The organism is Coriobacteriia bacterium (assembly GCA_014859305.1).
Taxonomy (GTDB): Bacteria; Actinomycetota; Coriobacteriia; order Anaerosomatales; family Kmv31; genus Kmv31.
The window spans coordinates 1-26,143 of sequence record JACUUM010000008.1 but is presented as its reverse complement, the minus strand read 5'-3'; the positions used below and the strand labels follow the sequence as shown (position 1 = coordinate 26,143).

At 70.6% G+C, this 26,143-nt stretch carries 21 protein-coding genes and 1 tRNA gene; 3 read left to right on the top strand and 19 right to left on the bottom strand.

From position 1 onward, the window contains the following. Positions 1-65 precede the first annotated feature (65 nt). On the top strand, positions 66-2,522 hold the full coding sequence (locus IBX62_02530) for a SpoIIE family protein phosphatase (protein ID MBE0475956.1): 2,457 nt from the start codon (positions 66-68) through the stop codon (positions 2,520-2,522). A 77-nt stretch (positions 2,523-2,599) separates the two neighbouring features. On the opposite strand, the gene IBX62_02525 is transcribed toward IBX62_02530, so the two are convergent. From IBX62_02525 to uvrA, 19 genes are all read right to left on the bottom strand, one after another. Continuing rightward, a tRNA-Leu gene (locus IBX62_02525) sits at positions 2,600-2,685 on the bottom strand. Positions 2,686-2,802: 117 nt separating this feature from the next. Beyond that, positions 2,803-3,813: a dipeptide ABC transporter ATP-binding protein gene (locus IBX62_02520; GenBank protein MBE0475955.1), complete on the bottom strand. Its 1,011-nt coding sequence runs from the start codon at positions 3,811-3,813 to the stop codon at positions 2,803-2,805. Continuing rightward, on the bottom strand, positions 3,810-4,868 hold the full coding sequence (locus IBX62_02515; protein ID MBE0475954.1) for an ABC transporter ATP-binding protein: 1,059 nt from the start codon (positions 4,866-4,868) through the stop codon (positions 3,810-3,812). The genes IBX62_02520 and IBX62_02515 overlap by 4 nt, the downstream gene beginning before the upstream one ends. Next, complete coding sequence (locus IBX62_02510) at positions 4,865-5,800, bottom strand: ABC transporter permease (GenBank protein MBE0475953.1); 936 nt, start codon at positions 5,798-5,800, stop codon at positions 4,865-4,867. Before IBX62_02510 ends, IBX62_02515 begins: the two co-directional genes overlap by 4 nt. Further along, positions 5,793-6,812, bottom strand: a complete 1,020-nt coding sequence (locus tag IBX62_02505) for an ABC transporter permease (protein ID MBE0475952.1) — start codon at positions 6,810-6,812, stop codon at positions 5,793-5,795. Before IBX62_02505 ends, IBX62_02510 begins: the two co-directional genes overlap by 8 nt. Before the next feature lie 99 nt (positions 6,813-6,911). Next, positions 6,912-8,555, bottom strand: a complete 1,644-nt coding sequence (locus tag IBX62_02500) for a peptide ABC transporter substrate-binding protein (protein ID MBE0475951.1) — start codon at positions 8,553-8,555, stop codon at positions 6,912-6,914. 261 nt (positions 8,556-8,816) lie between these two features. Next, positions 8,817-9,056 carry a preprotein translocase subunit SecG gene (secG, locus tag IBX62_02495; protein MBE0475950.1) on the bottom strand — a complete coding sequence of 80 codons (240 nt, stop codon included), beginning with the start codon at positions 9,054-9,056 and terminating at the stop codon, positions 8,817-8,819. 38 nt (positions 9,057-9,094) lie between these two features. Next, on the bottom strand, positions 9,095-10,654 hold the full coding sequence (locus IBX62_02490) for a 2,3-bisphosphoglycerate-independent phosphoglycerate mutase (protein ID MBE0475949.1): 1,560 nt from the start codon (positions 10,652-10,654) through the stop codon (positions 9,095-9,097). Positions 10,655-10,657: 3 nt separating this feature from the next. Next, positions 10,658-11,434, bottom strand: coding sequence for a triose-phosphate isomerase (locus IBX62_02485; protein MBE0475948.1), 777 nt, complete (start codon positions 11,432-11,434; stop codon positions 10,658-10,660). Next, entirely contained in the window at positions 11,435-12,628 is a 1,194-nt protein-coding gene (locus IBX62_02480; protein MBE0475947.1) for a phosphoglycerate kinase, read from the bottom strand. Positions 12,629-12,724: 96 nt separating this feature from the next. Further along, the gene (gap, locus tag IBX62_02475; GenBank protein ID MBE0475946.1) at positions 12,725-13,732 is read right to left on the bottom strand and encodes a type I glyceraldehyde-3-phosphate dehydrogenase; all 1,008 of its coding nucleotides are present in this window, start codon (positions 13,730-13,732) and stop codon (positions 12,725-12,727) included. Between the two features lie 87 nt (positions 13,733-13,819). After that, the gene (gene whiA, locus IBX62_02470; protein MBE0475945.1) at positions 13,820-14,791 is read right to left on the bottom strand and encodes a DNA-binding protein WhiA; all 972 of its coding nucleotides are present in this window, start codon (positions 14,789-14,791) and stop codon (positions 13,820-13,822) included. Between the two features lies 1 nt (position 14,792). Beyond that, the gene (locus tag IBX62_02465) at positions 14,793-15,746 is read right to left on the bottom strand and encodes a YvcK family protein (GenBank protein ID MBE0475944.1); all 954 of its coding nucleotides are present in this window, start codon (positions 15,744-15,746) and stop codon (positions 14,793-14,795) included. Beyond that, positions 15,743-16,690, bottom strand: coding sequence for an RNase adapter RapZ (gene rapZ, locus IBX62_02460; protein MBE0475943.1), 948 nt, complete (start codon positions 16,688-16,690; stop codon positions 15,743-15,745). The genes IBX62_02465 and rapZ overlap by 4 nt, the downstream gene beginning before the upstream one ends. After that, positions 16,687-17,055 carry a phage holin family protein gene (locus tag IBX62_02455; GenBank protein ID MBE0475942.1) on the bottom strand — a complete coding sequence of 123 codons (369 nt, stop codon included), beginning with the start codon at positions 17,053-17,055 and terminating at the stop codon, positions 16,687-16,689. Before IBX62_02455 ends, rapZ begins: the two co-directional genes overlap by 4 nt. Before the next feature lies 1 nt (position 17,056). Beyond that, a complete protein-coding gene (uvrC, locus tag IBX62_02450) occupies positions 17,057-19,006 on the bottom strand; it encodes an excinuclease ABC subunit UvrC (protein MBE0475941.1) in 1,950 nt (649 codons plus the stop codon). Continuing rightward, positions 18,949-20,649 (bottom strand): hypothetical protein, encoded by a 1,701-nt coding sequence (locus tag IBX62_02445; protein ID MBE0475940.1) that lies wholly within the window; start codon positions 20,647-20,649, stop codon positions 18,949-18,951. The genes uvrC and IBX62_02445 overlap by 58 nt, the downstream gene beginning before the upstream one ends. Continuing rightward, entirely contained in the window at positions 20,649-21,155 is a 507-nt protein-coding gene (locus IBX62_02440; protein MBE0475939.1) for a hypothetical protein, read from the bottom strand. Before IBX62_02440 ends, IBX62_02445 begins: the two co-directional genes overlap by 1 nt. A 3-nt stretch (positions 21,156-21,158) precedes the next feature. Then, entirely contained in the window at positions 21,159-24,023 is a 2,865-nt protein-coding gene (gene uvrA, locus IBX62_02435) for an excinuclease ABC subunit UvrA (GenBank protein MBE0475938.1), read from the bottom strand. Positions 24,024-24,320: 297 nt separating this feature from the next. Here uvrA and amt point away from each other — a divergent pair, with 297 nt between their 5' ends. Together amt and IBX62_02425 are read left to right on the top strand one after the other, a co-directional pair. Next, positions 24,321-25,694 (top strand): ammonium transporter, encoded by a 1,374-nt coding sequence (amt, locus tag IBX62_02430; GenBank protein ID MBE0475937.1) that lies wholly within the window; start codon positions 24,321-24,323, stop codon positions 25,692-25,694. Between the two features lie 42 nt (positions 25,695-25,736). Next, the gene (locus IBX62_02425; GenBank protein MBE0475936.1) at positions 25,737-26,075 is read left to right on the top strand and encodes a P-II family nitrogen regulator; all 339 of its coding nucleotides are present in this window, start codon (positions 25,737-25,739) and stop codon (positions 26,073-26,075) included. Positions 26,076-26,143 lie beyond the last annotated feature (68 nt).

The following is a 26,143-nucleotide window of genomic DNA, read 5'->3' as shown; positions in this document are numbered from 1 at the left end:
TCTCGAACGTCCGGCGACGGTAGAATCATACCCATCATCTCGCGCGGGACCGGCGGTACGATTCGGTGAGCAGCGGTACGCAGGGTTGGGAACGGTACGTCGTGCTCGCCGGCGCGGCCCTCGGGCCGGTCGGCCTGCTGCTCGTGCACCGGTTCTACGGCTACACCCTCTTCCACGTGCTCGTCGAGCTCTTCGCGGTCGTGGTCGCCGCGGGCATCTTCATCGTCACCTGGAACACCCGCCGGCTGCTCGACAACGGGTACCTGCTGGTGCTCGGCATCGCGTTCCTCTTCGTGGGCGGCGTGGACCTGCTCCACACGCTGGCGTACAAGGGCATGGGGGACCTGCTGGGACACGACCACACCGACGTCCCGACCCAGCTGTGGCTCGTAGCCCGCTACCTGCAGGCCGGCGCCATGCTCGTCGCGCCGGCCTTCCTCACGCGCCGCGTGCGGCCCTACGCCGCGATGGCGTTCTCCGCGTGCGTGACGGTCCTCGGCGTCTCCGCGGTGCTGTGGTGGGACGTCTTCCCGGTCGCGCTCGACCCGGTCACCGGCCTGACCCCGTTCAAGGTGGGCAGCGAGTACCTCATCTCGTCGATGCTGGGCGTGGCGGCCCTCGCGTTGTGGAGGAACCGGGAGCGCTTCGAGGCCGGCGTCCTGAGGCTGCTCCTGGGCTCGATACTCGTGACCATCGCCTCCGAGATGGCGTTCACGCTCTACACCGACCCGTTCGGCGCGCTCAACTTCGTCGGCCACCTGCTGAAAGTGCTGGCCTTCTTCCTCATCTACAAGGCGATCGTGGAGTCGGCGCTGCGCCGGCCGTTCGGCGTCCTGTTCAGAGAGGCGGCCGAGCGCGAGGCCGCTCTTGCCGAGAGCGAGGAGCGGTTCCGCACCACGTTCGAGCAAGCCACGGTGGGCATCGCCCATCTCGACCTGGACGGACGCTGGCTGCGTGTGAACGAGCGCCTCGCGGAGATCGCCGGGTACCCGACGGAGGAGCTGCTGCGGCGCTCGTTCAAGGAGATCACCCACCCCGACGACCTGCCCGCGGACCTGAAGCGGATGTCCCGTCTGCTCGCCGGCGAGATATGCGAGTACTGCATCGAGAAGCGCCTCGTGCGCAAGGACGGGCAGCACACCTGGGTCTCTCTCCGCCGCTCGCTTCTGAGAGAGGCCGACGGATCACCCAAGTACTTCGTCTCGATCATCGAGGACATCAGCGAGCGCAGGTCCTCCGAGGAGCGCCTGCGGCGCGCCAAGGAGCTCTCCGAGGCGCTCAACCGCGTCGACGCCGCCATCAACTCGACGCTGGACTTCCGCACCATCATGCGCCGCGCCGTCGTGAGCGCCGCCGCCGGCGTGGGCTGCGAGACGGCCAGTGTCATGCTGCGCGAGGAGGGGTGCTGGGTCCCCATCGTGACGCATGAGTTCCCTGCCGAGATCATCGGCAGGCCCTTCCCGGACGAGGAGTTGCCTCAGGCCGTGCTCGCCGCCGAACTGGGAGTCCCGGTGGCGATATCCAACGCGTACGACGACGACCGCGTCAATCGCGAGGTGATGCGCCGCTACGAGATCCGCTCCGTGCTGGTCGTACCTCTGATCTCGCGGGGCGACTGCGTGGGCTCCATCTACTTCAACTTCCACAGCCACACACACTGGTTCACGCCCGACGAGTCGGACTTCGCCACGTCGCTGGCCTCCGCGCTGGCGCTCGCGATCGAGAACTCCCGCCTCTACGACGCCCAGCGGACCATCGCCGAGACCCTGCAGGCCGCGCTGATGGCGATGCCCGACCGGCTGCCGCGGGTGGACTTCGCCGGCGCCTACCGCTCCTCGGGGGATCCGAGCAGCATCGGTGGGGACTTCTACGACGCCTTCGTCCTCGGCCCGGCGAGGATCGCCTTCACGCTCGGCGACGTGTCCGGCAAGGGCCTCGCAGCCGCCACCGTCACCGCCATCGCGCGCTCGACGCTCAGAGCGTTCGCGTACCGCGACTCGGAACCGGCGCGTGTGCTGGCGGAGGCGAACGCCGTGCTCGTGCGGCAGATGGAGGAGGACCGGTTCGTGACCGCGCTCTGCGGGGTGCTCGACACCTCCTCGGGCCTGCTCACGCTCTCCACGGCCGGCCACCCCCCGCCCCTGCTCTGCGGCCCCGAGCATTGCGGCTACCTCGAGGTACCGGCGAACCCGCCGCTCGGGCTGTTCGCCGGCATCCGCTTCGAGGAGGTCTCCGTGCGGCTCGGCCCGGGCGAGATGATCGTGGCCTACAGCGACGGGATGCTCGACGCGCGGGGCGAGAGCGGCTTCTTCGGCGAGAAGCGCCTGCTGAGGCTGCTCACGGACCTGGCCACCGAACCGGCCGAGGAGCTCGTGGCCCGGGCGATAGCGGCGGTCGAGTCCTTCACCGGGGGCGTGCTGACCGACGACGCGGCGATTGCGGCGTTCCGTCTCACCGCGGCGAACCTCTCGCTGGTCGCAGAGCAGCCGACCGAGCTGCCCGAGAGGCTGAGCGCCGGGTAGACGCGGGCGATCCGTCCGCAGCCGCCCGGGAGAGACGCGCAGCGGCTCCCCCGGGCGGAGGAGCCGCTCGTAGTCGCTGGTGTCCGAGGGGGGAGTTGAACCCCCACGAGGTTGCCCTCACTAGGCCCTCAACCTAGCGCGTCTGCCATTCCGCCACTCGGACGTGACCGCCGTCCCCGCAGACAGCGAACGGAAGTATACCAACAGGCCCCCGAGGGCGCCAAGGCGCGCGACCGGGTCGGGAAGGACTCGTCCCGGTGATGAGTGCCCGCTCCCTAGCCTAGCCGGCTCTTCGTTCGGCGACGGGTACGGGGAACGGTTCGGCGAAATGGCACGCCGTCCGCTGCCCCGGGCCGACCTCACGCAGCTGGGGCTCCTCCTCGGCGCACCCGGGGAGCCGTGCGACGGGGCAGCGCGTGTGGAAGCGGCAGCCGCCGGGCGGGTCGACGGGCGTCGGCACGTCGCCCTGCAGGATGATGCGGTCGCGGTCGCGCTCCCGCCGCGGGTCGGCGACAGGCGCCGCGGAGAGAAGCGCCTGGGTGTAGGGGTGCTGCGGGCTCGTGTACAGCGTGTCGCAGCATCCCGTCTCCACGATCCTGCCGAGGTACATCACCGCGACGCGGTCGGAGATGTGCCTGACGACCGAGAGGTCGTGCGCGATGAACAGGTAGGCCAGCCCCAGTTCGGCCTGTAACCCCGTCAGCAGGTTGATGATCTGCGCCTGGATCGAGACGTCCAGCGCGGACACCGGCTCGTCGCACACGACGAGCCTCGGCCTGAGGGCGAGCGCCCGGGCGATCCCGATCCTCTGACGCTGCCCGCCGGAGAACTCGTGGGGGTAGCGGTCGACGTGCTCGGGGTTCAGTCCCACGGTGCGGAGCAGCTCCTTCACCCGCTCCCCGCGCTCCTCCCGCGTCCCGACGCGATGCACGACCAGAGGTTCCTGGATGATGCTGCCGACCGTCATCCGCGGGTTCAGGGAAGCGTAGGGGTCCTGGAAGACGACCTGCGCGTCGCGGCGCAGCCGCCGCAACTCGTTCCCGTGCGCGTGCGTGACGTCGGTCCCGGCGAACTCGACCCTCCCCGACGTCGGTTCGATGAGGCGCAGCGCCAGCCGCGCCAGCGTCGTCTTCCCGCAACCGCTCTCGCCGACCAGCCCCAGCGTCTCGCCCTCGTCCAGGGTGAGGGAGACGCCGTCGACGGCGTGCACCGCCTCACGGCGGCGCGACCACCCGCGCTCGCGCACCGGGAAGAGCTTCCGCACCTCGGTGACGCGCAGCAGCTCGCTCATCCCGTCCCTCCCGTGCCGGAAGCCCGCTCCTCGGCCGCGGCCACCTCGACGACCGACGCGAGCGAGACCTCCCGGGCGAAGTGGCACGCCGAGAGATGCCCCGGCGTCACCTCGCGCAGATCAGGGTAGCGCGTCCGGCAGACCCGCCGCCCGAACCTGCACCTCGGGGCGAAACGGCACCCGTCCGTCAGGCCGATGAGCGAGGGCGGCGTGCCGGTGATGGACGGCAGGGCGCCGGCGCGCTTGGAGTCCAGCGCCGGCAACGAGCCGAGGAGCCCGATCGTGTACGGGTGACGAGGCTCCGAGAACACCTCCTCGACGGGTCCGGCCTCCACACGCCGCCCGGCGTACATCACCATGACGTCGTCGGCCATCCCGGCCACCACGCGCAAGTCGTGGGTGATGAGCAGGATGCTCGAGCCGGAGTCGCGGCGGAGGTCCTCCATGAGGGCGAGGATCTGGGCTTGTATCGTGACGTCGAGCGCGGTCGTGGGCTCGTCCGCGATCAGGATGCTCGGGTCGCACGCGAGCGCCATCGCGATCATCGCGCGTTGGCGCATGCCTCCCGAGAACTGGTGCGGGTAGTCGTCGAAGCGGCGCTCCGCTCCCGGGATCCCGACGCGCCTGAGGAGCTCGACGGCTCTCGCGCGGGCTTCCTCTCGACCCGGATCGGCGTGCGCGCGTATCGCCTCGACGACCTGGCGGCCCACGGTGAGCACCGGGTTCAATGCCGTGAGCGGGTCTTGGAACACCATCGCTATCTCCGCGCCTCGAACGCCGCGCAGCTCGGTCTCGGGCGCCCCCACGAGCTCCACGCCCTCGTAGCAGGCGCTGCCGGAAACGACGCGCCCCGGGCGTTGCACCAGGCCGAGAACGGACAGGGCCAGCACGGTCTTGCCGCAGCCGGACTCCCCGACCACGCCGAGGGTACGTCCGCGCGCGAGCTCGAAGGACACGCCGTCGACGGCCTTGACGACGCCTTCGTCGGTGTCGAAGTACGTCCTGAGGTCCTCGACCCTCAGCAGCGGCGCCGCCGCCTCCCTCGGGCGGCTCACGACACGCCCTCCCGCTGCATGGGGTCCAGCGCGTCCCGCAGGCCGTCGCCGAAGAAGTTCACGCACAGCACCGTGAGCACGATCATGAGCCCGGGGAACCACGTCAGCCACGGGTAGAGCACCATGGTCGACTTGGCCTCGGTCAGCATGTTCCCCCAGCTCGGGGTAGGCGGCTGGATCCCGAACCCGAGGAAGCTCAGGACCGACTCCACTATGATCGCCGTCCCGACGGTCAGGGTCGTGTTCACGACGACCGGGCCCACGGCGTTGGGCAGCAGGTGGCGCACGATGATGCGCCCGCTCGAGGCACCGGTCGAACGAGCCGCCTCGACGAACTCCTTCTCCCGCAGCGAGAGGAACGAACCGCGGACCAGCCTGGCCACCGGCATCCAGGACAGGAGCCCCACGATGAGGACGATGTTCCACAACGTGCCTCCGAAAGCGGCCCCCGCGACCATGAGCAGGGGCAGCAACGGCAGCGACAGCATCATGTCGGTGAACCGCATCAGGACGTTGTCGAGCCAGCCGCCGAAGTAGCCGGCGATCATACCCACGGCGGTGCCGGCCAGGAGCGCGACTACCGCCACGACCAGCCCGACCATCAGCGACACCCTCCCGCCCATCACGATCCGCGAGAGCTGGTCGCGCCCGAGCTCGTCGGTCCCCATGGGATGCGAGGCCGAGGGAGGCTGCGCACCGAGGTAGCTGATCTCGGTGTGGTCGTACGGGACGATCAGGGGAGCGAGCACGGCCGCGGCGTAGAGCACCGCGAGGACGGCCGCGGCGGCGGCGGCGAGCCTGTGACGGCGGAACCGGCTCGAGAACACCTGCCACTGGCTCCTACCCGCGCCGTAGACGGGCTCGTCGGAGACGTCCGGGAGCGCAGGCGCGGGGTCACGCTCGGTCCCGGGCTCGGGCAAGGCGCTACTCATCGCGGATCCTCGGGTCCAGGAAGCCATAGACGATATCCGCGAGCAGGTTGAACGCGACGAGGACGGTCGAGCTGAAGAGCACGGTCCCCATCACCAGCGGGTAGTCGCGCCTCAGCAGTCCCTGGTAGAAGAGCCGCCCCATACCGGGCCAGGCGAAGATGGTCTCGGTCACGATCGCCCCGCCGAGCAGCGTCGCGAAGTCGATCGCGACGATCGTGACGACGGGGATGAGCGCGTTCCGCAGCGCGTGCCTGCCGATCACCGCCCACTCGGGGAGCCCTTTGGCCCGCGCCGTGCGCAGGTAGTCCGAGCGGACGACATCGAGCATGGCGGAGCGCTGGTACCTGCTCCAGCCCGCGACCATCGTCAGAGAGAGCGTCATCACGGGAAGCACCAGGTGCCGGAGGCGGTTCAGGACGTCCCCCTCCATCCCCGGCGAGTACATGCTCGCGGTGTAGAACAGCGGCTCCTTCAGGCCGAGCCAGTCCATCAGGTAGAAGCCCAGCACGAGCTGCAGGATCAGACCGAACCAGAAGACCGGCATCGAGAATCCGAAGAACGAGAATGCCGTGGCCAGGTAGTCGAAGACCGAGTACTGCCGCATGGCGGAGTAGACGCCGATGGGTATGGCCACCGCGAGCGCCACGAGGACCGTGATCCCTACCAGCACGAGGGTGTTCTTGAAGCGGTCCCAGACGATCGGCAGCACCGGCGTCTTGTACGAGAAGCTCTCGGACCACTCCCCCTCTCCCCGGACCGAGTCCCGTACCCAGTAGGCGAACTGCACGTACGCGGGCTTGTCCAGCCCCATCCGCCTCTCGATCCTCTGGATGTCGGCCGGAGAGACGTTGGGGTTGTTGCGCAGGCGCGCGAGCGGGTCTCCCGCGAACTGCATCAGCGAGAACACGATGACCGTGACGAGCGCTATCACGCCCAGGCTGTACAGGAACCGGCGCGCCACGAAGGGGGCGAGGTCCTTCAGCGTCGCCGCTGTCGAGGCGAGTCGTCCCACCGGCGGCTCCCCGTCAGTCCTCGTGACGGGGGCCGGCCCGCGGACGCGCGAGCCGGCCCCCCTCGGAGCTTCACACAGGCTCGGAGGCCTCTCCCGAGCCTACTCCTTCCACCACTCGCCGAGGTTCCAGAACACGCCCTCCAGCGTCGCGTTGTTCTCGACGTTGTGGATCCCGCCTCGCGCGGCCACGATGGAGAGGCGCTGGTACAGTGGGATCAGCGGCACGTCCTCGGCTATCTGCGTCTGGACCTTCTTCAGCAACTCGGCGCGCGCCGCCTCGTCGACCTCGGCGTCGGAGGCCTTCAGCCACTCCGTCACCTGGTCGTTGCGGTAGCGGTAGTAGTTCTGGCCGCCCGGAGGGACCGCATCCGAGGCGTACAGGAACGTCGAGCCGGGGTCCGGGCTGGCCAGCCATGCCCACAGCCCGAGCTCGTAGGTGCCGTCGACGACGGTGCTGCCCAAGAACGTGGAGGGCTCCTCGTTGTCGATCCTCAGCTCGATGCCCACGTCCTTCAGCTGCGACTGCATGATCTGCTGGACCTTCTCGCGGCCGGCGTTGCCGGCGGTCGACTTGATCTCGATCGTCAGCCGGTTCCCGCCCTTTGCGTAGTAGCCGTCGGCACCCTTCGCGTACCCGGCCTCGCCGAGGAGCTGCTCGGCCTTGGTGGTGTCGAACGCGTACTTCTCCCACGCCGATACGTACACGGAGGCCTGCTCCGGCACGAAGATGCTCTGCAGCGGGCTGACCTGGCCCTTCATCACCTGATTCGAGATGGCATCGCGGTCCACGGCGTAGGCGACCGCCTGGCGGACCCTCGCGTCGGACACCTTCTCCAGGTTGAAGCCGAGGTGCTCCCAGATCGTCCCGGGGTCCGCCTGCACATCGGCGCCCTCGACCGCCTCGAGCTGCTCGATGAGGCTCACGTCCGGCGCCGGGTTGATCGCGTCCACCTCACCCGTCTTGAACTGCGCGACCTCGGTGTTCGTGTCCGGGATGAACTTGAACGTCACGGCATCGAGGTATGACGTGTGCTCGCTCCAGAAGGCCTCGTTTCGCTCCAGGGTGATGCTGTCGCCCTTGGCCCACTCCTTGAACACGAACGGTCCGCTGGCGACGGGGATCTCGGCGTTGATGACCTCGTTGAAGTCCTTGCCCTCGAGGGCATGCTTGGGCAGCAGGGTCTGCGACACGGCGAAGAGGTCCTTGTAGGCGGCGTACGGCTTCTTGAAGGTGAGCTTGGCGGTCTTACCGTCGGCGTCGATCCTCTCGATGTCCTCGTAGCCCGTGCGCGACAGGATCTTGTTCTTCTCGTCCATGGTGGTCTGCCACGTGAACTCGACGTCCTCGCCGGTGACGGGGGTGCCGTCGCTCCAGACGGCCTCCTCCCTGATCTTGTACGTCACCGTGAACGGGTCCTCGGTGACGAGGCCGTTCTCCAGGGTCGGGACCTCCTCGACGAGGAGCGGTTCGTAGGTGAAGTCGGGCCGTACGCGCACGAGCCCCCAAAGGACGTTGGCGACGACGTCCTTGGTGGCCATCATGTCCCCGCCCTCGATGAAGGGATTCAGGATCTCGGGCTCCTGCTCGTACCCGATCACCAGCGTCCCGCCGACCTTGGGCTCGACAGCCCGTTCGTCGCCGCCCCTCTCGCCCTCCGCAGCGCGGCCGCAACCCGTCACGAGCGACAGGCCGAGTACGAGCGCCAGCGTCAGGACCAGGAGCTTACGGAATCGATCTGACAAAGGGGCCTCCCTTCGATGACGACGAATCCGACCGTTCGTCGTTCGCAAGCGTTCAGCCGCAGGGAGCCCCTTCGGTCGCGTCCGCGCTCCGCCCGGCGGCGGGCTCGGCTCGCGCGACGGCCCCTGCTGGCGGAACACGACCACTTGGAAGTTTCTCTCTGTTGCAATGGAAACGCAAGGACGCTGGATACGCCTCCGGGGGGCGCGACACGAAGAACGCCCCCGCGGGGAGGGGCGTTCACAAGGAGCGGACGATGGGGGCTACAAGCCGAGGATGACCATGAGCAACAGCGACGTCACGGCGAACACGCAGGCCGTTCCGATCGTAATGCGGTCGAGGTTCCGTTCGATGATGCCGGTGCCGGCCGAGGTGGAGGGCATCATGCCTCCGAACATCGAGGACAGACCGGTCCCCTTGCCGGAGTGGAGCAGCACGAACACGATCATTCCGAGGGCGGACAGCGTATGGATGATGACGAGCAGCCACTCGAGCGCGTTCACGTCCCACCTCTTCCTCGGCCGCGCGTACGGGCGGTGTATCAGTATACCAGCAGGCTGCGCCCCGTCCACTCCTCGGGGGGCTCGATGTCCAGAAGGTCGAGTGCGGAGGGGGCCACGTCGGCGGGTATCCCCCCCGCCCGCACCTCCCGCACGCGGTCGGAGACCACCAGGAACGGCACCTCGTCGGTGGTGTGAGCGGTCAGCGGGCCTCCATCGGGCTCGCGCATCCGCTCGGCGTTGCCGTGGTCGGCCGTCACCAGCGCCTCCCCGCCGGCGCGCCCGATCGCCTTCACGATCCGCCCCACCCCGTCGTCGACCGCCTCCACCGCCTTCACGGCCGCCTCCAGCACGCCGGTGTGCCCGACCATGTCGCAGTTGGCGTAGTTCACGATGTAGACGTCGGCAGCACCCGCCCCGATGGCCTCGACGAGACGGCGCGTGACCTCGGGCTCGCTCATCTCCGGCTGCAGGTCGTAGGTCGGCACCTTCGGGCTCGGGACGAGCACCCGCTCCTCGCCGGGCTTGGGGGGCTCCACGCCGCCGTTGAGGAAGAACGTCACGTGCGCGTACTTCTCGGTCTCGGCGATGTGGAACTGGCGCAGACCGGCCTCGGCCAGCACGTCGGCCAGCACGCATCGCGGCAGTTCCTTGGGGAAGGCCACGGGCGCGGGGATGGTCGGGTCGTACTCCGTGAGGCACACGAAGCGGACCCGGGGGAACGCGGGACGCTCGAACTCGGCGAACGCGGGGTCCACGAAGGCTCGCGTGATCTCGCGCGCCCTGTCCGGGCGGAAGTTGAAGAACACGAGCGCGTCGCCGTCCGAGACGGTCGCCGCCGTCCCCTCGTCGCCGAGCACCACGGTGGGCTCGACGAACTCGTCGGTCGTGCCCTCGGCGTAGCTGCGCTCGACGGCACCGGCGGCGTGCTCGGTCTCCAGCCCCTCGCCCAGCACCATGGCGCGCCAGGCCCGTTCGACCCGGTCCCAGCGCCGGTCGCGGTCCATCGCGTAGTAGCGGCCCATCACGGTGGCGACTCGTCCGGCGCCGAGCTCTCGCAGGAACCCCTCCAGCTCGCGCACGTAGCCCGCGCCGCTCGTGGGCGGCACGTCGCGGCCGTCGAGGAACGCGTGCACGTAGAGGCGGTCGGCGCCGCGCGCACGGGCCCCCTCGACCAGCGCGTACAGGTGGCTGTTGTGGCTGTGCACGCCCCCATCGGACAGCAGGCCCATGAAGTGCACAGCCCCGCCAGCGCGCACGGCGCCATCGATCGCCTCGTCGAGCACGGGGTTGGCGGCCAGCGTGCCATCCTCGATCGCCGCGTTGATGCGGGTCAGCTCCTGGTAGACGACGCGCCCCGCGCCGATGTTGAGGTGCCCGACCTCGGAGTTGCCCATCTGCCCCTCGGGCAGGCCGACGGCCAGCCCGCTCACCGACAGCGGTGCCCACGGGTAGCGCGCGAAGAGGCCGTCCAGGTTCGGCGTGCGGGCCAGCGACACCGCGTTGCCCGCGCTCGGAGGCGCCAACCCGTAGCCGTCCATCACCACCAGCAGCAGCGGCGACCGCGGACCGCCCCCGCGCCCCGGACTGCAGCCCCGCATCGCCTACAGCGCCGCTCTGACGATCTCGGCGAACGTGCGCGCCTCCAGCGAAGCCCCTCCCACGAGCGCGCCGTCGATGTCGGGCTCGCCGAAGAACATCGCCGCGTTCTCCGGTTTGACCGAGCCGCCGTACAGCACCCGCATGGACTGAGCGGCCGGAGGACCGTACATGGCGCCGACGGTGGCCCGGATGGTGCGGGAGACGTCGTTGGCGACCTCGGGGATGGGCGTGTGGCCCGTGCCGATCGCCCAGATCGGCTCGTACGCCACCACCAGCGCCGCCGCCTGCTCGGCCGTCAGCCCTTCCAAGCCCGCCCGCACCTGGCCGCGCACGAACTCCTCCGTGCCCTCCGCCTCGTGCGTGGCGAGCGACTCGCCCACGCACACGACCGGCACCATGCCGGCGGCGAAGACGGCCCGCGCCTTCTTGTTGACGGTCCCGTCGGTCTCGCCGAAGTGCTCGCGCCGTTCCGAGTGTCCGACGATCGCGTAGTCGCAGCGCAGGTCGGCCAGCATCCTGGGCGAGACCTCGCCCGTGAAGGCGCCCTCGGTCTCCCAGAAGACGTCCTGGGCCCCCAGCTTCATCTCGAGCCTGTCGAGCTCGATCACGGTCGAGACCGACTTCAGCGCGGTGAACGGCGGGCACACCGCCACCTCCACGCGGTTGTAGACGCCGCTCACGAGCTGGTCGAGCTCCTGTGTGAGGATCGCGCCCTCCCCCGCCGTCTTGTACATCTTCCAGTTGCCCGCGATCAGCGGCTTGCGCCCGTTCGTCGCCATCTAGCCCTCCTTGTCCGACAGCGCCTCGACACCGGGCAGAGGCGCCCCCTCAAGCAGTCTCATCGACGCGCCGCCGCCGGTCGACACGAAGGTGACGCGCTCCTCGAGGTCGAACTTGCGCAGGGCGGCGACGCTGTCGCCTCCCCCCACCACCGACACGGCCCGGGTGTTCCGAGCGACCGCGGTGGCGATCTCCCGCGTGCCGGCCTCGAAGGGCTTCATCTCGAACACGCCCATCGGCCCGTTCCAGAAGATCGTCCGCGCGTCGGCGACCGCGCCCTTGTACAGCTCGACGGTCGTCGGCCCGATGTCGAGCCCCATCTGGTCGATGCCGATCTCCTCGCGGCCGCACACCTGCGTGGACACGTCCTCGGCCATCTCGGTCGCCACCACGAAGTCCACCGGCAGCATCACGTCCACGCGCCGCTCGGCGGCCTTCGCGAGCATCTCCCCGGCACGCTCCACCCAGTCCTCCTCGACGATGGAGCGTCCTACGCCGATGCCTCTTGCCACGAGGAACGTGAAGCACATGCCGCCGCCGATGAGCAGCGAGTCCGCTCTGTCGAGCAGTTTGTCGATGACGCCGAGCTTGTCGGAGACCTTCGAGCCCCCGAGGATCGCCGTGAACGGGCGCTGCGGCTCGGAGAGCATGTCGGTGAGCGTCTCGACCTCCCGGGCGAGCAGGAAGCCCGCCACGGCCGGCAGCAGATGAGCGACGCCCTCGGTGGAGGCATGGGCGCGGTGGGCGGCTCCGAACGCGTCGTTGGCGTAGAGGTCTCCGAGCGCGGCGAGGCGCGCGGCGAAGGCGGGGTCGTTGGCCTTCTCGCCGGGGTTGAAGCGCACGTTCTCCAGCATGAGGACCTCGCCGTCGACCATGCGGGAGACCGCCTCCTCGGCCTCCGGGCCCACCGTCTGGTCGATGAAGACCACGTTGCGCCCGAGCAGGCGCTGCAGCACCCGGCGGACCGGGCGCAGCGAGTAACGGGGGTCGGGCTCCCCCTTGGGCCGGCCGAGGTGACTCATCAGAACGACCCGCGCGCCGTGGTCGATGAGGAAGCGGATCGTCGGCAGCGCGGCCCGGACCCGCGTGTCGTCCGTGACCGTGCCCTCCGACAGCGGCACGTTGAAGTCCACGCGCACGAGCGCCCGCTTCCCGCGCACGTCCACGTCCCTGATCGTCCTCTTGCGGAACATCGGGCCTCCCTCCGGAAGCGGCGGACGGTACGGGCGGCCCGAACGTCCCAAGCCCACGAACCGAAGGAGCCCCCGAAGCAGCCGATCGCCCTGTCCCTACGGCAGCACCCTCTTCGCCAGGTCCGCCACCCGGTTGCTGTACCCCCACTCGTTGTCGTACCAGGACAGGATCTTCACGAAGTCGCCCGTCCCGCCCATCACCATCGTGGCCTGGGCGTCGAACACCGAGGACGCGGGGTTCCCGACGACGTCCACCGAGACTATCGGGTCCTCGGTGTACTCGAGGATCCCGGACATCGGTCCATCGGCGGCGGCCTTCATGGCGGCGTTGACCTCGTCTGCGGTGACCTCGCTCTCGAGTTCCGCGGTGAGGTCGACGACCGAGCCGTCCGGCGTCGGGACGCGGATGGAGAAGCCATCGAGCTTGCCCTTCATGGTGGGCAGCACGAGCCCGATCGCCTTGGCCGCGCCCGTGGAGGTCGGGATCATGGAGAGCGCGGCGGCCCGGGCGCGCCGCAGGTCGGAGTGGGGCAGGTCGAGGATGCGTTGGTCGTTGGTGTAGCTGTGGATCGTGTTCATGAAGCCGCGCTTCACCCCGAACGCGTCCATCAGGACCTTGGCCACGGGCGCGAGGCAGTTCGTCGTGCAGGAGGCGTTGGAGACGACGTGGTGCGAAGACGGGTCGTACGCGTCGTCGTTCACGCCGAGGACCACCGTGATGTCCTCGTTCTTCGCGGGCGCGGAGATGATGACCTTCCGGGCTCCGCCGGAGTCGATGTGCGCGCGCGCCTTGGTGGCGTCGGTGAACAGCCCCGTGGACTCCACCACGACGTCCACGCCCAGGTCCGCCCAGGGAAGCGCACCGGGGTCGCGCTCGGCCAGCACCTTCACCTCGCGGCCCCCGACGCTGAAGGCCGAGTCGGCCGCCTCCACGCCGCGGTCGAACACGCCGTGGATCGAGTCGTACTTCAGCAGGTGAGCCAGGGTCTCGGCATCGGTCAGGTCGTTGACCGCCACCACCTCGATCCCCGGGTCCCCCTCGCACGCGCGGAAGACCAGCCTTCCGATGCGGCCGAACCCGTTGATGCCGATACGAATCGCCAACGCGCATCCCTCCTCGTCACCGGAAAGCAGCGGCGCGCGTCGCCCTCGCGCGGCGCGCGTCACCCTCTCATTCCCCTCGGGAACGCCTCATCCTCTGCGCTCGCGTCCCCGCTTCCCGCCCCCCGACGAGCCCGCTATCTCCCCGGCGATCTCCTCGAGACGGCGAATCCGATGATACACCGCCGATTTCGACAGCGGCGGGTCCGCGAGCTCCCCGAGCTCGCGCAAGGAGACGTCGGGGTGCTCCAGCCTGAGGCGGGCCAGCTCCCGCAGCGCCGGCGGCAGAGCGTCCAGTCCTCGCTCCTCGGCGACGGCGCGTATGGCCGAGACCTGGGCCAGGGCGGCGTCCGCCGTCTTCTGCAGGTTCGCCGTCTCGGCGTTCACCAGACGGTTGACCTCGTTGCGCATGCTCTTGATGACCCGCACGTCCTCGGTCTGCAGCAGCGCGCGATGCGCACCGGCGAGCGCGAGGAACGTCACGATGGGCTCCGCTCCCTTCAGGTACACCGCATACAGCCCGCGCCGCCGCGTGACCCGCGCGTCGATGCCGAACCGCTCCATCAGCCCGGCGAGGTCCTCGGCGAGACGCTCGGTCTCGGCCGTGAGCTCGAAGTGGAAGTCCCCGTGCGGGTCGGCCACGAAGCCCCCTCCGAGGAAGGCGCCGCGCAGGAACGCCATCGCGCAGCAGTCGCGCTTGACGAGCGCGGAGGGGACGCCGTACCCGATGCCCCCGCGTTCGGCGAGTACGCCCAGGTCGGCCAAGGCCGCTCGCAACCTGGGCTGGCTGGGCACGGTGATGAGGTAGTTGTTCGCCTTGTGCAGCACCGAGCGGCGAACGGTGAGCTCGGTCTTCAGGTCGTAGAGCTCGTGGAGCAGCTTGATCGTCTTGCGCGCCACCGGCGCGGTCTCGGTGGCGATCTCCAGCCGGTACCGTCCCTCCCCGGCGATGTGCAGGGCGCCTTCCACCCGCACCAGCGCGGAGAGCTCCGCCTTCGGACAACAGCCGCGCCGCGGGGCTACTCGCGAGAGCTCCTCCTTGACCTCGGCGGTGAACGACACTTCAGAGGACCTCCTCGAGTGCGCGCGCCAGCTTCGCCTTGGAGTGGTGGCGGCAGTCGTCCTCGGCCGCGACGTCCGCCACGGTCACGGCGACCCCTTCGCGCCGGATCCGCTCGACGACGTCCCGCCCCGCGTCCACGACATCGACCTCCGTGTCGCTTTGCAGGAGGCGCCGGCCGAGACGCGCGGCGTCGTTCACGAGCACGGCGTCCAGCGCGCCGTCGACCCCGTGTTCGCGCAGTGCCTTCACGTGCCCGTAAGCGTCCATGCCGGCCGTCTCGCCGCGCTGGTTCGCGACGTTGCACACGTACAGGCGCTTCGCCCGCGTGCGCCTCAACGCATCCACGATGCCGGGGACGAGCACGTTGGGGATGATGCTGGTGAACAGCGAGCCCGGTCCGATCACCACCGCGTCGGCGGACTCGATCGCCTCCACTGCCGGCGCGTACGCCCGCGGCGAGGGCGGGTCCAACGCCACGCGCGAGACCGCCGAGGCGCTCCGCGCGATGTTCGCCTGTCCGCTCAGGGGTCGGCCCGATCGGTCCTCGGCATGCAGCGCGACGTCGTCCAGCGTGGACGGCAGGACGCGGCCGCGCGCGCGCAGCAGCTCGCCGGCCTCGGCCAGCGCCTCGGCGAAACCGCCTTCGATGTCGGCCAGCGCGGCGATGATGAGGTTGCCGAGCGCATGGCCTGCGAGCCCTTCGCCTCGAGGGAAGCGGTACCGGAAGACCTCGGCCAGCGCGTTTCCGGGCTCGGCTAGGGCGATCAGGCAGTTCCGCGCGTCGCCGGGGGGCAGGATGCCCAGCTCGCGCCGGAGCATGCCCGAGGAGCCCCCGTCGTCGGCGGCCGTGACGACGGCGGTCGTCCGGAAGCCCAGCTCGACCAGACACGACAGCACCACGGGCATCCCCGTGCCGCCGCCCAGCGCCACCGCACGCCTCGAGCCGCCGGTCATCGCGCCAGCCTGTCCTTGCCGATGTCGCGATGGCTGACGCTCACCCTGAAGCCCTTGCGGCGGAGGTGCGACGCCGTCTCCTCGGCGAGGCAGACACTGCGGTGCATGCCTCCGGTGCAGCCCATGGCGATCGAGAGGTGCGTCTTGCCCTCCGCCAGGTACCCGGGCATCAGCGCGTCCAGCAGCGCGAACCAGCGGTCCAGGAACGTCTTGGTCTCGCCGCGCGACAGCACGTACTCGCGTACCGGCTCCTCGGTGCCGGTGAGCGGTCTGAGATCGGGGTCGTAGTAGGGGTTCGGGAGGAAGCGCACGTCCATCACGATGTCCGCGTCGATGGGCAGTCCGTACTTGAAGCCGAAGGACGAGACGGTGACCGACAGCGTCGCGCGCAGGTTGCCGGAGAAGAACTCATCGCGGATCGCCTCGCGCAGGTCGGACGGCCGCATCTCGCTCGTGTCGATGACCACCCCGGAACGGCCCCGGATCTCGGCCAGTGCCTCGCGTTCCGCCGCGATGGCGTCCACGATCGAGCCTGCCTCCTCCAGCGGGTGGCGGCGGCGCGTCTCCTTGAAGCGCCTCACGAGCGTCTCGTCGTCGGCTTCGAGGTAGAGCAGGTGGAACTCGACGCCGCCCTCCTCCAGCGCCTGCAGCTCGCCCGAGAGCTGATCGAAGAACTCGCGGCCGCGCACGTCGCAGGCCACGGCGACGCGGCGGATCTTGCTGCCGGGGAGGCTCGTGAGCTCCACCATCTGACGGATGAACGCCGGCGGCAGGTTGTCGATGCAGAAGTACCCGAAGTCCTCGAACGTGTGGATGGCCTGGCTCCGTCCCGCGCCGGACATCCCGGTGACGACCACGAACTGAGGACCCGAGCGAGCGACGGCCTCCTCCACGCCGGCCGGTCCCCCGTCCGGCGGCGGGCCGGCCGGGCGGCCCGGGCTCATCGCCGGCCCCCCTCGGAGGCGAGCAGCTTGGTGAGCACCGACGTCGCGATGGATATCAGGAGCGCGGCCAGGACGGTCTGCCAGAAGCCGACGAGGTCCAGGCCGGGAACCGCCCACGCCACGACGTACAGCATCGCCGCGTTCACCACCAGCGCGAACAGGCCCAGCGTCAGCAGCGTGACCGGCAGCGAGACGAGGTGCGCGATCGGCTTGAGCGTGGCGTTGACGACCGCGAGCACGATCGCCGCCACGAGCGCGGTGCCGAACGCGTCGGCGGGGTCGAGCTCGAGCAGCGCGCCCTCGAAGAGGTACGCGACGCCGAAGATGACGAGCGCCGAGACGAGCAAGCGGACGAGGAACCTCATGTCACTGACTCCCCTCGGGCTCGTCGGCGGTGCGTTCCACGCTGGTGGAGAGTATAGCGCGACGGACGTCCTCGGCGACCTCCAGCGGGACGCGGGCGCGCTGGGCGATCTCGGCGGCGGAGGCCTCGCGCAGGCGCTTCAGGGAGCCGAACGCCCGCAGCAGCGCCCTCTTCCGCGCCGGCCCGACGCCGGGCACGTCGTCCAGCGCGCTGGCGGTCATCGCCTTGCCGCGGAGCTTCCGGTGGTAGGCGACGGCGAACCGGTGCGCCTCGTCGCGGATACGCTTCACGAGGTAGAGCGAGGCGGAGCCCGGAGGCAGGACGACCGGCTCGTCGAACCCGGGCGCGAACAGCTCCTCCTCGCGCTTGGCCAGCGCGGCGACGGGGACGGCGACCCCGACGTCGGCGAGAGCCGCGCGAGCGGCGCCGAGCTGCGGCCTGCCGCCGTCCACGATCAGCAGGTCGGGTAGGCCGCGGGCGAAGCGCCGGTCTCCCGCGCCGTGCCGCGCGAACCTCCGCCGCAGCGCCTCGCCCATCATCGCCACGTCGTCGGCCTCCTCGGAGGGCATGCGGATCCGGAAGCGGCGGTACGCGCCGGGCACCGGGCGGCCGGCCTCGAACACCACGAGCGAGGCCACCGATTGGCGGCCGTGCAGGGTCGAGACGTCCACGCACTCGATCCGCATGGGAGGGGCGGGCAGCGCAAGCGCGCTCTCCAGCTGGAGGAGCGCCGCGTTCGAGCGCTCCTCGTCGTAGCGCGTCCGGTGCACGTAGCGCGCGAGCGTGTGCCGGGCGTTGGTCGCCGCCATCTCCAGCAGGCGCCTCTTCTCGCCGCGGCGCGGGACCGTCAGGCGGACGCGCGTGCCGCGCCGCTCGGACAGCCACTCCTCCATCGCACCGGGATCCTCGGGCAGCGCGGGCACGACCACCTCGCGGGGGATCTCCGGGGTCGTCCCGTAGTAGCGCAGCAGGAAGCCTTCCACGAGCTCCGGCTCCCCGATGTCGAGCCCCTTGTCGAGCACGAACTCGTTGCCGATGAGCACACGGCCCTCGCGCACCACGAAGGCGTGGACGCCCGCGATCGTCTCCTCGCGGAAGATGCCGAAGACGTCGGCGTCCAGCCTTCGGGCCGAGACGACCTTCTGCCGCTCGAGCACCTTCTTCACGGCCTCCAGGGAGTTGCGGAAGCGCGCGGCGCGCTCGAATTCCAGCGCCTCCGCCGCGTCGAGCATCTCGCGCTCGAGCTCCTCGGCCACGCCCGCGTGTCGCCCGGACAGGAACGCGACCACCTTGTCGACCTGGGCGCGGTACTCGCCGCGGTCGACCTCCCCCGTGCAGGCGCCCGGTCCTCTGCCGACATGGAAGTCGAAGCACGCCTTGCCCGCGGGCTCGCCTCGCGCGGCCAGCCGCTTCCACTCGACGCACGCGGCGCTGCACACCGGGTAGATGCGGCGCACGACGTCGATGGTCTCGCGAGCCGCACGGGCGTCGGTGTAGGGGCCGAAGTAGCGCGTGCCGGGGCGGTGCCTCTCGCGGGTGTACTTGATCGCCGGGTATGGGTCACCGGTGCCGACAGCGATGAACGGATACGTCTTGTCGTCGCGGTAGGCGACGTTGTACGGCGGCGCGAACTGCTTGATGAGGTTGCTCTCCAGGATGAGGCTCTCTACCTCGTTCTCCGTCACCACGTAGTCGAAGCCGGTCACCATCCCCATCATCTGCTCGATGGCCGGGCGGTCGGGGTGGCGGGCGGCCAGGTAGCTGCGCATCCGCGAACGGAGCTGCTTGGCCTTGCCGACGTAGAGCACCTCTCCGCCGGCGTCCTTCCACAGGTACACGCCGGGGGCGTCGGGCACCCTCGAGAGCTGCTCGCGCAGGGTGGGAGCGTCCACGGCTACCCCGCCGGGAACTCGGCGAGGATACGCCCGACGCGCGCCGGGTCCACCAGCCATGCCCGAGGCAGGGTGAACGCCCAGCCGCGCAGCGTGCCGTCGGTCAGGGCGGCGGGGCCGTCCTCGCCCGCGAGCCAGTAGACGCGGCCGTCGGCGCGCCTGTACGCGGGGAACCGCGCCGGCCTCACGCTGGTCCTTGCGCCCTCGCTCTCCCAGGACAGCGCACCGCCCGGCGCGCGCGCGAGCACCGCGACCGGAAGCGCCTCGCCGGCGGAGGCCGAGGCGTCCATGGACGGCGCCCGCACGAACGCCGCGACCTCCCGGGCCTCGCGCGGAGCGAGCGCGCTGTCCGCCGCGGCGAGCACGGCGTCGGCGTCCGGCCCCTCCCGCGGCACCGGCGCCTGGCGTACGAGCCGCACCGCGCCGGCGGTCGCCGCGAGGACGCTCCGCGCGCCCGGCACGCCGCGCACCGCCTCCGCGGCGAACGTCCACGCCCGCAGCTCGGGCACCGCGCCGAAGGCGCGGCCCTCGGCGATGGCGCTCGCGCTCTCGGCGAGGTCGCCGGCGCCCCGGCCCCCCTGGCCCTCGAGCGCCTCGAGCAGGCGCGCCGCGTGGAAGACGGACGGATCGGCCTCGGCGGGCGCTGCAGGCCTCCCCGGCGAGTCCCGCCGTGCGGAAGCCCACGTCTCGCCGATGGGCTCGAACCCCGCGAGGTCCTCCTCGGCGGTCAGCCCGGAAGCGCGGTTCAGCGCGTCCAGGTAGGCGCCGCTCACGTCGAGGTCGATCGCGACCGCGCCGGGGGGGAGCGGGACCGCTCCCGAGGGCCGGGCGTCGCGCAGCGCGCGCGCCGCCCTCAGCGCCTCCGGTGAGGCGGGCACGCCGCGCCCCCGCGGCCGTCCGGCCAGACCGCGCAGGACGTAGCGCCAGAAGCCCGGGCCGCCGTCCGGGCTGCCCGGTCCGGCCGGCACGACCGGTCTCGGGGCAGCAGCGCCGCCGGCGCCGCCGTTGCCACCGGCACCCGCATCGCCGGGTCCAGGATCCGCCGCCGGCGGGTCGCCGCCGAGTATCGCCGTGAAGGTCTGCGGCTCGCCCGGAGGCGAGGACCCGCCGGCGAGCGCCGGGCCCAAGCGGTTGAACCACCCGGGACCGTGCGCAGGCGCATCGGGTGCGCTCGCACGTACCACCTCGGCCTGCTCGTAGAGCAGCTCGCCGGTCGCGCGTCCGTCCTCTATGGCCGCGCCCCAGTGGCCGGAGACCGCGTAGGCGACCCGAACGCCGTCCGATCGCGCCTCGATCCCCTCCGCGACCGCCTCGTCCAGGCTCGCCACCCGCACCGTGTTGACGTACACCGTGCCCTCGAACGTGCCGCCCGCGGTGCGCCCGGACTCCACGAACGCGCCGGTGAGCACGAGCGTGATCGAACCGGACTGGGAGTGGAACCCCGACGGGTCCTCGGCACCGAGCACGTCCTCGTAGCGGACCGTGCCGCGGAACCGGCCACCCTCGGCGGCGAGCGTCACGGTCGAACGTCCGACGCGCTTGGCCGTCCGCCCGCGCTCCCCGCCGAGGGCCGTCTCCGCCTGCCACAGGTGCTCGTATGCCTGCGCACGTGCCTCGGCACGCGCCGGCGGCGCCGGGAACGCGGGCAGCGCCGCCGCCGCGGACAGCGCGGACAGCAGCGCCAGGCGGCCGAGGCGGCCCATCACTCGCCCCCGCTCTCGGGCAGGTACGCGATCTCCGCTCGTGCACGCAGCGCCGCCGCGTCGGGCGCCTCGCGCACCTCGCCGCCGTCCGCCCGCACCTCGACGAGCGCCTGGCCGCCGCTGAAGACCTGCGCCGCGCAGCGTTCCGCCTCGGGGTAGGCGGCTGCCCCGACCGCCAGGGCCGTCTGCCACGAGAGCTCCACGTCGGCCGGCGACGCCACCGAAGGCACCGACAGGCGCACGACCACCGTGCCGTCCTCCTCTCCGACGACCGCGTGGTCGTACCCCGCGAGCCGCAGCGTGCGCAATGCGGTCACCGACGGAGAGTCATGCGCCGGCGCGTCGGCCGGGGAGAGGAACCGCAGCGGCGCGGGCAGCGGACCGCCTCCTCGGGCATAGAGCGACACCACCGCGAGCGCGGCGAGAGCGGCGACAGCAGCCGCCGCGGCCGCGGCTGCCGCGAGCGCTCGCGGGTGGGCGCGAAGGATGCCGGCAGCGCCGCGCACCGCCTACGCCCTCCCCGCGGACAGCTCCGGCGCGACGGTGGCGCCGCGGCCTTCCAGCACCGGGCGCAGGAAGCGCCCCGTGTGCGAGCCCGCGCACGCGGCCACCTGCTCCGGCGTGCCCGACACGACGACCTCCCCGCCGCGGTCTCCGCCCTCGGGGCCGAGGTCCACGATCCAGTCCGCCGACTTCACCACGTCCAGGTTGTGCTCGATCACCAGCACCGTGTTGCCTCCTTCCACGAGGCGCTGCAGCACGAGCAGCAGCTGGCGCACGTCGTCGAAGTGAAGCCCGGTCGTCGGCTCGTCGAGGATGTAGAAGGTGCGGCCGGTGCTGCGCCGCTGCAGCTCGCTGGCGAGCTTGACGCGCTGGGCCTCGCCGCCGGAGAGCGTCGTGGCGGGCTGACCCAGGCGGATGTAGCCCAGACCGACGTCGAACAGCGTCTGGAGCTTGCGGGCGACGGGCGGGATGTTCTCGAAGAAGTGCAGCGCCTCCTCCACGGTCATGTCGAGGATGTCGCTCACGTCCTTGCCCTTGTAGGTCACCTGCAGCGTCTCACGATTGTACCGCGCGCCCTTGCAGACCTCGCAGGGCACGTACACGTCGGGCAGGAAGTGCATCTCGATCTTGATCTGACCGTCACCCTTGCACGCCTCGCAACGCCCGCCCTTGACGTTGAAGGAGAACCGCCCCTGCGCGTAGCCGCGCGCCTTGGCCTCCGGCGTCGAGGCGTACAACGCCCGGATGTCGTCCCACACGCCGGTGTAGGTGGCCGGGTTGCTGCGCGGCGTGCGCCCGATGGGCGACTGGTCGATGTCCACGACCTTGTCGATGGCGGCCGCGCCCTCCAGCGCCCGGTGCTTGCCGGCGCGCTTGCGCCCGCGGTAGACGACGTTGGAGAGTGCCGGGGCGAGAGTGTCCGTCACGAGCGAGCTCTTCCCCGACCCCGAGACGCCCGTCACCACGGTGAGCTTCCCCAGCGGGAACTCGACGTCTATCCCCTTCAGGTTGTGCTCCGCCGCGCCGAGGAGCCGGACGGCGCCGCGCCCGCCATCCCCCCGCCGCCGCTCGGGCACGGCGATGGAGCGCCGCCCGGACAGGTAGGCGCCGGTGAGCGACTCCTCGCACTCCAGGACCTCCTCGGGCCGTCCCACGCACACGATCCCGCCGCCGTGCTCTCCGGCGCCCGGCCCCATGTCCACCACGAAGTCCGCCGCGCGTATCGTCTCCTCGTCGTGCTCGACCACGATCACGGTGTTGCCCACGTCGCGCAGCCGCTCCAGCGTTGCTATCAGCCGGGCGTTGTCGCGCTGGTGCAGCCCGATCGAGGGCTCGTCGAGGATGTAGAGCACGCCCATCAGCCCGCTGCCTATCTGGGTGGCGAGCCGGATGCGCTGCGCCTCGCCTCCCGACAGGGTGCCCGTCGCGCGCTCCAGGGTCAGGTAGTCCAGTCCGACGTCGACGAGGAACCGCAACCTCTCCACGATCTCCTTGATGACGCGGTCGGCGATGTGATGCTGCCGCTCGGTGAGCTCGACATGGCTGAAGAAATGCAGGGAGGCCGCAGCCGACATCGCTGTGACCTCGTGGATGTTCTTGCCGCCGAACGTCACGGCGAGGATCTCGGGCTTGAGCCTCGCTCCGTGGCACGTCCGGCAGGGGATGAGTGCCATGTACTCCCGGAGCTTGTCCTTGACCCCCTCGGAGTCGGTCTCGCCGAAGCGGCGCAACACGGAGTTCATCGCGCCCTCGTACTTGGAGTACCAGTGCGTCTCGCGCCCGTCGCGGGTCACGTAGTCGACGCGGATGCGCTCGTCGCCCAGGCCCTGCAGCAGAGCGCGGCGCACGTCGGCAGGGAGCTTCTCCCAGGACGTGTCGACGTCGGCGCCGAGGTGCCTAGCGGCGGCGGCGACCAGCTGCGGGTAGTAGTTCAGTCCGCTGGCGAACGGCTTGATCGCGCCCTCGTCCAGCGTGAGCGTCGGGTCCGGCACGACGAGGTCGGGGTCCACCTCGAGCCGGCTGCCCAGCCCCGCGCAGTCCGGGCAGGCGCCGTACGGGCTGTTGAACGAGAAGTCCCGAGGAGCGAGCTCGTCCATGGAAACGCCGTGCACGGGGCAGGCGAGCGCCTGCGAGTAAGTCTCCTCGTCGCCGTCCACCACCGCCACGCACACGTTGCCGTCGGCGAGCCGCAGGGCCATCTCCACGCTGTCCGCCAGACGCGTCCGTATGCCGTCCTTCATCACGAGCCGGTCCACGACCACGTCGATGTCGTGGCGGTACTTCTTGCCGAGCTTGACGTCCTCGGAGAGCTCGCGCACGGCGCCGTCCACGCGCACCCGCGTGAAGCCCTCCCGGCGCAGGTCGTCCAGCAGCTTGCCGAACTCGCCCTTGCGTCCCCGGACGACCGGCGCCAGCACCTGGAACCTGGTGCCCGCAGGGAGCTCGGAGATGCGGTCGACGATCTGCTCGGGCGTCTGCCGCTCGATCCTCGTCATGCAGATCGGGCAGTGGGGGACGCCCACGCGCGCGAACAGCAGGCGCAGGTAGTCGTAGATCTCGGTCACCGTGCCCACCGTGGAGCGCGGGTTCCGCGACGTCGTCTTCTGGTCGATCGAGACCGCCGGCGAGAGGCCGTCGATGTGGTCCACGTCGGGCTTGCTCATCTGCCCGAGGAACTGCCGGGCGTACGCCGAGAGCGACTCCACGTAGCGCCGCTGACCCTCGGCGTAGACGGTGTCGAACGCAAGCGACGACTTGCCCGAGCCCGACAGCCCGGTGATCACGACGAGGCGGTCGCGAGGGATGTCGAGGTCGAAGCCCTTGAGGTTGTGCTCGCGGGCCCCGCGTATTGACAGACGGTCCAGGGGCACGAAGGTCCTTCCGGTTCGCAGGCGGCGCACACGCGCGCCGAGGAGGTCCGGCGCCGACCCTTGATTATACGACGACGAGAGCCTCGCCGTTGTCCGCGAGGACCGCCGGGTCGGCGCAGGGAGGTCACAGCAAGGGCGCTGCCGGGGAGCATGCGGCGAGCGCCGCAAAGACCTTTTCACTCCATCGCCACACCCCGGAAACAATCGCCGGACATCCTCGGCGTGTAGGCGGGCGGGCCGGTGGACGCGTGACCGTTCCCACCGCCCGACGCGACGTCAGCGGCAAAGGAGGATCCTGTGGATGCACAGGTCGTGGCGGACACCCTATGGGTGCTGGTCGCCGGAATGCTCGTGTTCTTCATGAACCTCGGGTTCGGGCTGGTGGAGTCGGGCTTCTGCAGGGCCAAGAACACGGTGAACATCATCTCGAAGAACTTCATCGTGTTCGCGGTGGCGACGCTGGCGTTCCTGGTCCTCGGCTGGGGGCTGATGTTCGGTGACGGTAACGCGTTCCTGGGCCTCGAGGGACTCTGGTTCGTCGGAGGGGCGGACAACAGCCCCGCCGTCGGCGACGCGTACAGCGGCGTCTACTCGTCCATCAGCTGGGCGGGCGTGCCGCTCATGGCGAAGTTCTTCTTCCAGCTCGTCTTCGCGGGGACCGCGGCCACCATCGTCTCGGGCGCCGTGGCGGAGCGGATCAAGTACATCAGCTTCATGGTCTTCTCCTTCGTACTCGTGGCGCTCGTGTATCCGGTGGTCGGTCACTGGATCTGGGGCGGCGGCTGGCTCGCCGAGCTGGGCTTCTGGGACTTCGCGGGATCGACGGTCGTGCACTCCGTCGGCGCCTGGGCCGCCCTCGCCGGCGTGCTCGTGCTCGGACCGCGTCTGGGCAAGTACGGCAAGGACGGCAAGGTGCATCCGATCCCGGGTCACAACATGACCTCGGCGATGACGGGCGCGTTGGTGCTCTGGCTGGGCTGGTTCGGATTCAACCCCGGGAGCACGATGGCGGCGGACCCGATGGCGATCTCGCGGATCGTGGTCACCACGAACGTGGCGGCCGCGGCGGGCGCGCTCGCGGCGACGGCCGTCGCGTGGGTGCTCATCGGCAAGCCGGACATCGGCATGACGATCAACGGCGCGCTGGCCGGTCTCGTGGGGATCACTGCGGGAGCCGCGTTCGTGAGCGTCGGGAGCTCGATGGCGATCGGCGGTATCGCCGGCGGTATCGTCGTGCTGGGAGTGCTGGCCTTCGACAAGCTGCGGGTCGACGACCCGGTGGGCGCGCTGGCGGTGCACGGCCTGGGCGGCATCTTCGGCACGCTCGCGGTGGGCCTGTTCGCACAAGACGTCCACATGCCCGGAACGACAGGGGACGGGCTGTTCTTCGGAGGGGGGACGACGCTGCTGCTCGCCCAGCTCGCGGGCGTCGCCTCGGTCGGCGCGGCCGTGTTCACCGTCTCGCTCGTGGCCTGGCTCGCGATAAGGGCGGTCGTCGGCCTGCGCGTGAGCGAGGCGGAGGAACTCGAGGGCCTCGATATCGGCGAGCACGGTAACCGCGCTTACCCCGACTTCGTCCCGAGCGGGACGTTCGGGACGGGGACGATCACGGCGGCCGTGGCGGCCTCTCCGGCTTCTGCGGCCTCCGCCGCCGTGCAGACCGAGGGCTGAGACCCACGCCATCCTGAAGAAGGGCCGAGACGGAGGTCACCGATGAAGAAGATCGAGGCGATCGTCAAGCCGCAGAGGCTGGACGAGGTCAAGGATGCGCTGCACGAACTCGGCGTGGCGGGGCTCACCGCCTACGAGGTGAAGGGTTTCGGGCGTCAGAAGGGGCACACGGAGGTCTACCGGGGCCAGGAGTACACGGTGGAGTTCGTGCCCAAGGTCAAGGTGGAGGTCGTGGTCGACGACGAGCTGGCCACCCGGGTCGAAGAGGCGATAGTGACCGCCGGACGCACCGGCAGCATCGGCGACGGCAAGGTCTTCACCTACGACTGCGAGAGCGCGGTCCGCATCCGCACCGGCGAGCGCGGGCCGGACGCGCTGTAGAGGCCGCGACGGCGTGGACGGCTACCTGCGGATGCGCCGGGAGCTGATCGGCTCCGCCGCGCCCGGCG

Coding starts and splice junctions, on each gene's coding strand:
- uvrC (MBE0475941.1), bottom strand. CDS start 19,006: ATGGCTGGTGGACCCGGCGCGCGTCGGGCGTATCCTCGCCGAGTTCCC.
- IBX62_02455 (MBE0475942.1), bottom strand. CDS start 17,055: ATGAGGTTCCTCGTCCGCTTGCTCGTCTCGGCGCTCGTCATCTTCGGC.
- IBX62_02480 (MBE0475947.1), bottom strand. CDS start 12,628: ATGTTCCGCAAGAGGACGATCAGGGACGTGGACGTGCGCGGGAAGCGG.
- IBX62_02465 (MBE0475944.1), bottom strand. CDS start 15,746: ATGACCGGCGGCTCGAGGCGTGCGGTGGCGCTGGGCGGCGGCACGGGG.
- IBX62_02425 (MBE0475936.1), top strand. CDS start 25,737: ATGAAGAAGATCGAGGCGATCGTCAAGCCGCAGAGGCTGGACGAGGTC.
- rapZ (MBE0475943.1), bottom strand. CDS start 16,690: ATGAGCCCGGGCCGCCCGGCCGGCCCGCCGCCGGACGGGGGACCGGCC.
- IBX62_02490 (MBE0475949.1), bottom strand. CDS start 10,654: ATGCGGGGCTGCAGTCCGGGGCGCGGGGGCGGTCCGCGGTCGCCGCTG.
- IBX62_02445 (MBE0475940.1), bottom strand. CDS start 20,649: ATGGGCCGCCTCGGCCGCCTGGCGCTGCTGTCCGCGCTGTCCGCGGCG.
- IBX62_02485 (MBE0475948.1), bottom strand. CDS start 11,434: ATGGCGACGAACGGGCGCAAGCCGCTGATCGCGGGCAACTGGAAGATG.
- IBX62_02520 (MBE0475955.1), bottom strand. CDS start 3,813: ATGAGCGAGCTGCTGCGCGTCACCGAGGTGCGGAAGCTCTTCCCGGTG.
- IBX62_02510 (MBE0475953.1), bottom strand. CDS start 5,800: ATGAGTAGCGCCTTGCCCGAGCCCGGGACCGAGCGTGACCCCGCGCCT.